This is a genomic window from Campylobacter concisus (genome assembly GCF_003048445.1).
Lineage (GTDB): Bacteria > Campylobacterota > Campylobacteria > Campylobacterales > Campylobacteraceae > Campylobacter_A > Campylobacter_A concisus_BF.
This window is the reverse complement of sequence record NZ_PIQW01000021.1, coordinates 1-7,900: the sequence shown is the minus strand read 5'-3', so window position 1 is coordinate 7,900 and position 7,900 is coordinate 1. Positions and strand designations below refer to the sequence as shown.

Annotated in this window: 7 protein-coding genes; all 7 read left to right on the top strand. The window is 40.7% G+C overall.

The window, feature by feature from the left end:
* Positions 1–1,068: 1,068 nt before the first annotated feature.
* Genes napA through CVT14_RS10315 form a run of 7 tightly spaced genes read left to right on the top strand, consistent with a single transcriptional unit; the run spans position 1,069 to position 7,668 of the window.
* Complete coding sequence (gene napA / locus CVT14_RS10345) at positions 1,069–3,849, top strand: nitrate reductase catalytic subunit NapA (RefSeq protein WP_107850292.1); 2,781 nt, start codon at positions 1,069–1,071, stop codon at positions 3,847–3,849.
* 11 nt (positions 3,850–3,860) lie between these two features.
* Positions 3,861–4,619 (top strand): ferredoxin-type protein NapG, encoded by a 759-nt coding sequence (napG, locus tag CVT14_RS10340; RefSeq protein ID WP_035143437.1) that lies wholly within the window; start codon positions 3,861–3,863, stop codon positions 4,617–4,619.
* On the top strand, positions 4,616–5,407 hold the full coding sequence (napH, locus tag CVT14_RS10335) for a quinol dehydrogenase ferredoxin subunit NapH (protein WP_021090111.1): 792 nt from the start codon (positions 4,616–4,618) through the stop codon (positions 5,405–5,407). Before napG ends, napH begins: the two co-directional genes overlap by 4 nt.
* Positions 5,404–5,931, top strand: coding sequence for a nitrate reductase cytochrome c-type subunit (locus tag CVT14_RS10330; protein ID WP_012001478.1), 528 nt, complete (start codon positions 5,404–5,406; stop codon positions 5,929–5,931). Before napH ends, CVT14_RS10330 begins: the two co-directional genes overlap by 4 nt.
* Positions 5,931–6,398, top strand: a complete 468-nt coding sequence (locus CVT14_RS10325) for a 4Fe-4S ferredoxin (RefSeq protein WP_107850291.1) — start codon at positions 5,931–5,933, stop codon at positions 6,396–6,398. The genes CVT14_RS10330 and CVT14_RS10325 overlap by 1 nt, the downstream gene beginning before the upstream one ends.
* Positions 6,395–7,330 carry a WD40 repeat domain-containing protein gene (locus CVT14_RS10320; protein WP_107850290.1) on the top strand — a complete coding sequence of 312 codons (936 nt, stop codon included), beginning with the start codon at positions 6,395–6,397 and terminating at the stop codon, positions 7,328–7,330. Before CVT14_RS10325 ends, CVT14_RS10320 begins: the two co-directional genes overlap by 4 nt.
* Positions 7,327–7,668 carry a chaperone NapD gene (locus tag CVT14_RS10315; protein WP_021087324.1) on the top strand — a complete coding sequence of 114 codons (342 nt, stop codon included), beginning with the start codon at positions 7,327–7,329 and terminating at the stop codon, positions 7,666–7,668. The genes CVT14_RS10320 and CVT14_RS10315 overlap by 4 nt, the downstream gene beginning before the upstream one ends.
* Positions 7,669–7,900 lie beyond the last annotated feature (232 nt).

Sequence of the window (7,900 nt, the reverse complement as noted above, 5' to 3'; positions counted from 1 at the left end):
TGCAAACCAAGCAAACGAAGTAACATCAGAAGTAGATGAGATGGCTAAAGCCATAGTTGAAGAGGTTAGGAAGAAGAGGTTTTAAGAACAAACCAAAGCAACTACAATTAAATACAAAACATAGCTCTCTAAAACATTAGAGAGCTATATAAATTTAGACTAGATATTAAATTTAACACACAAGAAACTTCAAACAAATTTTAAGATCAACACTCAAGAATTATCTATCAAATTTTAAAATTTGAAAAGTATTTTTTTAGAAATTTAAAGTTTTATTTCTTTATTAAGGGGGAAGAGGCTTGAATTACGGTCTGCTTGCAGTTGCGAGCCTGCGAAGCAAAAGAGCTCTCTTCCCCCTTAATAATCCCCCAACCCCGACAACGTTAGAAGTGGCATGCAATGGTGCTTTGCGCCGCATGCGGTTTATCCTAAAAAACTTACCTTTAATTTTAAAATTTCATGAACGAGTAATTTCGGCTCTAAAATTTGAGCTAAGCGGTAAGCGAAGCCAAATTTTAGTAGTCAATTCTTGTGAGTGAGTGAGATTTTAAAATTTGCAAAAACAGCTTTATTAAATTTATAAATTTCTTTTTATTCAAAAGGGAGACAAGGGGGACTTGAATTATGATCTGCTTGCAGTTGCGAGACGAAGCCCGAGTAAAGCCATCCCCTTATCCCCATTTATATCCCTCAAGTTTATGCTTGAGGGTGTATTTTAAATTTAATTTATAAAAATAATTAAGATATTTAATAAAATTTACACTATTTACCAAATAAAACATAATTTTTATCCTATTATGTGTGTTACTTTTCTACTCAACTATTTAAATAAATTTATAATTTATTTTTTTAAGATTTACTTGTAAAATACCTATAGATATGTAAAAGAATTGCTTTCAATTATCATCTCTCCTCTTTTATAAAGGGCTATTTATATAAATTTTCTTAAACTAATATGTAATTTTATATCTTAAGTTTATTGAAATTTTTATCTATGTAAATCAGGGGTAAATAAGTTTAATGAGAGTAATATCTCTTAAATTTGTTTAAATCTTTTAAGGAGAAAAAATGAATCGACGAGATTTCATCAAAAGTGCTGCAGCTAGTGCTGCTTGTGCTAGTGCCGGTATCGCTGTGCCAAGCTCGCTAAGTGCGGCAAACGAAGCTGAAAAAGGCTGGCGTTGGGATAAGGCTGCCTGTAGATTTTGTGGAACTGGATGTGGCATCATGGTTGCTACAAAAGATGGCAAGATAGTAGCTGTAAAAGGCGATCCAGAAGCACCAGTAAACCGCGGTCTAAACTGTATCAAAGGCTACTTTAACGCTAAGATCATGTACGGCGAAGATAGGATCACTCATCCACTTTTACGTGTAAATGAAAAGGGTGAATTTGACAAAAAAGGCAAATTTAAGCAAGTAAGCTGGAAGCAAGCATTTGATGTGATGGAAGCTCAGTTTAGAAAGACTTATGACGAGCTTGGACCTCACGGCGTTGGCGTGCTTGGCTCTGGTCAATACACAATCCCAGAGGGCTATGCAGCAGTTAAGCTTATGAAAGGTGGCTTTAGAAGCAACAGCATCGATCCAAATGCAAGACACTGCATGGCAAGTGCAGTTCTTGGCTTTATGCAAGTTTTTGGTATTGATGAGCCATCAGGCTGCTTTGATGACATCGAGCTAACTGATACTGTCATAGCTTGGGGCGCAAATATGGCTGAGATGCACCCGATCCTTTGGGCGCGCGTGAGCGATAGAAAGCTTAGCGATCCTGATAGAGTAAAGGTTGTAAATTTAAGTACTTACTCAACTAGAACATCAAATTTAGCCGATATTGAGATCATTTTTGCTCCGTCATCTGACCTTGCTATATGGAACTACATCGCTCGTGAGATAGTCTATAACCACCCTGAGATGATCGATGAAGAATTTGTTAAAAAACACTGCGTCTTCACAGCTGGCCCAGTTGATATCGGATATGGTCTTCGCCCAGACATCCATCACAAAAAATATGCTCCAAGCGAGCTAGACACCGCTGCGACTGAAAAATCAAAAGTGCTAAGCGAGGCTGAGGGCGTTACACTTTCTTATCTTGGCTTAAAAGCTGGTGATACACTAGAAAACAAAAACGCTGCAAAAGCTGGCGATCACTGGCAAATAACATTTGAAGAGTTTAAAAAAGCTCTTGCGCCTTACACTCTTGACTTTACAGCTAAGGTAGCAAAAGGCGATCCTAACGAAGATATCAATGAATTTAAGAAAAAACTAAAAGCACTTGCTGATCTTTACATCGAGAAAAACCGCAAAGTCGTTAGCTTCTGGACTATGGGCTTTAACCAACACCAACGCGGCACATGGGTAAATGAGCAAGCTTATATGGTGCATTTCTTGCTCGGCAAGCAAGCACTCCCAGGCTCAGGCGCCTTTTCTCTAACTGGCCAACCAAGTGCGTGCGGAACTGCAAGAGAGGTTGGAACATTCGTTCACCGCTTGCCAGCTGATATGGTCGTCGCTAATCCAAAACACAGAGAGATCACTGAAAAACTTTGGAAACTACCTGCTGGCACGCTAAATGCCGTACCAGGCTCACACTACGTAAAAATGATGCGTGATCTTGAAGATGGCAAGGTTAAATTTATCTGGGTTCAAGTAAATAACCCATGGCAAAACACTGCAAACGCAAACCACTGGATCAAAGCAGCCCGCGAGATGGACAACTTCATCGTCGTAAGTGACCCTTATCCAGGAATTTCTGCAAAAGTAGCTGACCTTATCCTCCCAACTGCGATGATCTACGAAAAATGGGGCGCATACGGCAACGCTGAGAGAAGGACACAGCACTGGAGACAGCAAGTACTCCCTGTTGGCGAAGCGATGCCTGATATCTGGCAGATGCTTGAGTTTAGTAAGCGCTTTAAACTAAAAGATGTTTGGGGCGAGAAAAAGCTAAATGACAAAGTGACACTTCCAAGCGTGCTTGAAGCTGCAAAAGCTATGGGATATAGCGAAGAAGATACGCTATTTGACGTGCTTTTTGCAAACGAAGATGCTAAGAAATTTAGCGCAAACGATCCGATCATGGAAAACTATGACAATACAGAAGTCTTTGGCGATAGCAGAAAGGTGATCGGCTCAGATGGTAAAGAATTTAAAGGATATGGATTTTTCATCCACAAATATCTTTGGGAGGAGTATAGAAAATTTGGCGTTGGACATGGTCACGACCTAGCTGACTTTGACACTTACCACAAAGTAAGAGGTCTAAGATGGCCAGTTGTTGATGGTAAAGAGACTCAGTGGAGATTTAACACTAAATTTGACCCATACGCTAAAAAAGCTGCTCCAAATGATAAATTTGCATTCTACGGCAACAAAAACGCAGCCCTTCCAACAGGCGATCTAAAAGGCGTAAAAAATCAAGAGAAAACTCCTCTTGCAAACAAAGCAAAAATTTTCTTCCGTCCTTATATGGATCCATGCGAGATGCCAAGCAAAGATTATCCATTCTGGCTATGTACTGGCCGTGTCCTAGAGCACTGGCATACAGGCACGATGACTATGCGTGTTCCTGAGCTTTATAGAGCCGTCCCAGAGGCACTTTGCTACATGCATGAAGATGACGCTAAAAAACTTGGCGTGCTTCAAAATGAGATCGTTTGGGTCGAGTCACGCCGTGGCAAGGTAAAAGCTAGAGTAGATCTAAAAGGTAGAAATAAGCCGCCAGTAGGTCTTGTTTATGTGCCTTTCTTTGACGAAAACGTATTTATAAATAAAGTCTGCCTTGACGCTACTTGCCCGATCTCAAAAGAGACAGACTATAAAAAGTGCGCGGTTAAAATTTACAAGGCATAAAAGTGGCTGATATGGAATTTTCAAGTAGGCGTGAAGCTTTGAAATTTGGAGCTAAGGCGGCGATCTTAGCTCTTGGCGGAGGCTTTATATGGTCACTTAGTGCCAAAGCCTCACCGCTTGTACTTCTTAGACCGCCTGGTGCGAAAGCGGAGAAGCAGTTTTTAAAGAGCTGTATTAGGTGTGGGCTTTGTGTAGAGGCCTGTCCATTTGATACGCTAAAACTTGCAACTCTTGAAGATGGTATAAGTGTCGGTACGCCTTATTTTGAGCCTAGAAAAATTCCTTGTCATATGTGCGAGCATATCCCTTGTGTGCCAGCCTGTCCGACTGGTGCGCTGGATGCAAATTTAGTTAGCACAGCTGGCAAACTAGACATAAATAAAGCCAAAATGGGCGTTGCAGTGGTCGATATGAAAAACTGCGTGGCATACTGGGGCATACAGTGCGATGCTTGTTACAGATCCTGTCCGCTCATAGATAAGGCCTTGTATCTCGAGTATCGCCGCAACGAAAGGACGCAAAAGCATGCGTTTTTGCTTCCAGTAGTTGATAGCGATATCTGCACAGGATGCGGTGTGTGCGAGCGAGCCTGTATCACCGAAAAAGCAGCCATTACTGTGCTAAACCGCGAAGTTGTGCTTGGCAAAGTTGGCGATAACTACGTCAAAGGCTGGGTAAAAGAAGATGAAAGGCGCGTAGATGATGCCGACAGCAAGATAAAGCTCGACATCAAAAAGGCGACTGAGTATCTAAATGGTGGTGAGCTATGAAATTTTTAATCTTAAGACGAATAACTCAAATTTCTATCCTAGCGCTATTTATCCTAGGAAATGTTTATGGAGTTAAGATACTTAGCGGAAATTTAAGCTCATCTTTGCTTTTTGGACAAATTCCACTAAGCGATCCATTTGCGGTGCTTCAAATTTTACTAGCAGGCTTTAGCGTAGGCATAAATGCGGCAATCGGCGCGATCATCGTCTTTGCATTTTATGCGCTCATCGCTTCTAGGGCGTTTTGCTCGTGGGTTTGCCCAGTAAATTTACTAACCGACATTGCTTACAAGCTAAGAGAGAAATTTGGCTTTAAGGGTGAGAAAATTTTAAACGTAAGTAAAAATTTACGCTACTACTTGCTAGCGCTCACTCTTATCTTAAGCCTAGCTCTTTCGTTGCCAGCATTTGAGAGCATTAGCTTTGTTGGCATCATCCAGCGTGGCATCATCTACGGCTCAGTTAGTGCCATTGGCATCGCCCTTGGCATAGTTGCCTTTGATATATTCGTGCTAAAGCGCGGAATTTGCTCACACATCTGCCCACTTGGTGCATTTTACGCGGTGATATCAAAATTTGCTCTCATCAGAGTAAAGCACGACGCAAATGCCTGTACAAAGTGCATGAAGTGCAAGCTCGTCTGCCCAGAGGTGCAAGTGCTAGATATGATCGGTAAAGAGAGCCGCGCGGTTAGTTCAAGCGAGTGCATAAGCTGCGGTAGATGCATCGACGTTTGCGGCGACGGGGCGTTAAATTTTAGTATTAGAAATTTAAGGAGAGAAAAATGAAAATGAAAATAATGGCGCTTGGAGCACTATGCGCTGCCTTTTTAGCGGCATGTGCATTGAATAATCCAAGCATTAGTGATTCGCAAATCGGCCTTAGAAATGTTGATTTGTTAGATGATAAAGACGTTGTTTTAAAAGACATCAACTACACAAAAGAGCCAGCAGGTATGGCAAAGAGATTTGATAGATCTTTTGAAAATGCACCTCCATTTATCCCACACGACACTGAGGGTTTGGTGCCTATCACAAAAGATTCAAATATGTGCGTAACCTGCCACATGCCTGAGTTTGCAAAAGATAGCGGAGCAACTCCGATCCCAGCTTCTCACCTTTATGACATCAGAAATAAAAAAGATCTTGCAGGCAAGCTTGATGATGAGAGATATAACTGCACAACTTGCCACGTCGAGCAACAAAATGGCGTAACTCAGCTTGTTGGCAATAAATTTAAGCCTGACTTTAGAGACAAAAACGGCTCACATAAGTCAAATTTACTAGATGTTTTAAATGACGGCGTTAAGTAATGCAAAGCAGGCGAGAGCTTTTTAGCAAAATTTTGGGGGCAAAACCTGCTCCCAAATTTATAGATCCACCCTTTTTTAGCGGCGAATTTGACTGCGCTGGCTGTGAGGCTAGCTGCGTAAGTGCCTGTGAAAAAGAGCTTCTTAGCTTTGAAAATGAAAGAGTTGTTTTTAAAGTTAAAAAGCTAGGCTGCGACTTTTGCGAAGAGTGCGCGAAAGCTTGTCAAAGTAGCGGCCGAAGAACACTAAATTTAAACTCACCAAAGAGCATAAATGCAAAGGTTAGCATCAACGTCGCTAGCTGCCTAGCGTGGAATGACACGATTTGCTACAACTGCCTTGATGCTTGTAAATTTAAAGCAGTTGAGTTTCTTGGTGTTTTTCGCCCTATAATCAATCAAAATTGCGTAAGCTGCGGCGAGTGCTTTGATGTTTGTTTTAAAAATTCGCTTGAGATGGAGGCTTTATGAGAGTTTTATTTTTTCTTTTTTGCTTGCTAAATTTTATCTTTGCAAATGAGATCACAACGCCTATTAAAGAGATAGAAGCTAGTGCAAATGTGCTTAATACCACGCTGATAAATGGCAAACTCTTTATCGCAACTGATGGTGGCACAGTTGAAATTTACGATCCAAAAGAGTCTAAATTTGATGAGATCATCAAAATGGATGATATAAAAACCTACGTTAGCGACCATGAAAGGCCAAAAATTTTAAATGTCGATGAGCTAAATGGCAAGATGCTCATCCTAAGCGAGGGCGACTACGCTACAAAGGTGCTTTATATAAGAGAAAGTGGGCAGATGAGAAGCATAAAAATGGCTAATCAAGCGACAAAAAAGGCTCTATTTTTAGATGATGAGCACGTCGCTCTTGCCTCGATCAGCAATGAAATTTACTTTTTAAACCTAAAAAGTGGCGAAATTTATGATAGTTTTAAGATCTCTATCGCAATGCTCTCAGACATGGAGATAAGCGAAGATAGAGGCACGCTAGCGATTGCTTGTGAGAGTGGCAAGGTCTATTTTTACAACGTTCACACTAAAAAGATGGATAGAATTTTAGATATCCACACTGATAATATCTACGACATCGCCTATAAAAATGGCGTCATGATCAGCGGAGGCACCGACAGGATCGCTGGCATCTTCTCAGCTGGGACGCTAAAAAAGATAAATACTGGCTTTTTGGTTTATGGCGTGGGGCTTAGTAGCGATGGCAAGATCGCCGCGTATATGAGCGATGAGATGAGCGATGTAAATTTAGTTGATAGCGTCACTTTAGATAAGATCGCGATGCTAAAAACTGGTCAAAGCACGATAAATAGCATAGTTTTCATAAGCGACAACGAGGTCGCAACCTCTGCTTATGAGAAGAAAATTTTATTTTGGAGAGTTAGATGAATATTTCAAGCCTGATAGTCTATACGGATAACAAAAATGAGAGCGTAAAAGGCGAGATAAGCAAGCTAAAAGAGTGCGAGATCATCACTGACGCAGAAGATAGGATCGTGGTGGTCGTTAGCTCAGAGAGCATCGAAGATGAGATCAGAGTTTTTAAGATGATAGAGGGCATTAGCGGCGTGGTGAGCGTTGCGATGGTTTATAGCTATCAAGAAGACGCTCAGGAAAATAGAGAGAGACTTGAAGCAAATGGCAAGATAAGTGAAATTTTAACAAGCGATGACGTAAAAGCCGAAGATATCGCATATAGCGGTAGCGTGCATTATAAGGTAAGGTGAAATTTAACTCACTTTTGAATAAAAGAATTTATAAATTTAAAGTTGAGATTTCAAAAATAGAAATTTGCTATTTTTACAAATTTTAAACTTTCACTCACTCGCAAGAATTGACTACTAAAATTTGGCTTCGCTTACAGCTAAATTTGATTAGATTGTTTTGCAAATTTTAAAATCTTACTCACTCGCCTTAGCAGACTACTAAATCTAGGCTGCACTTCGTTTAGCACTAAAT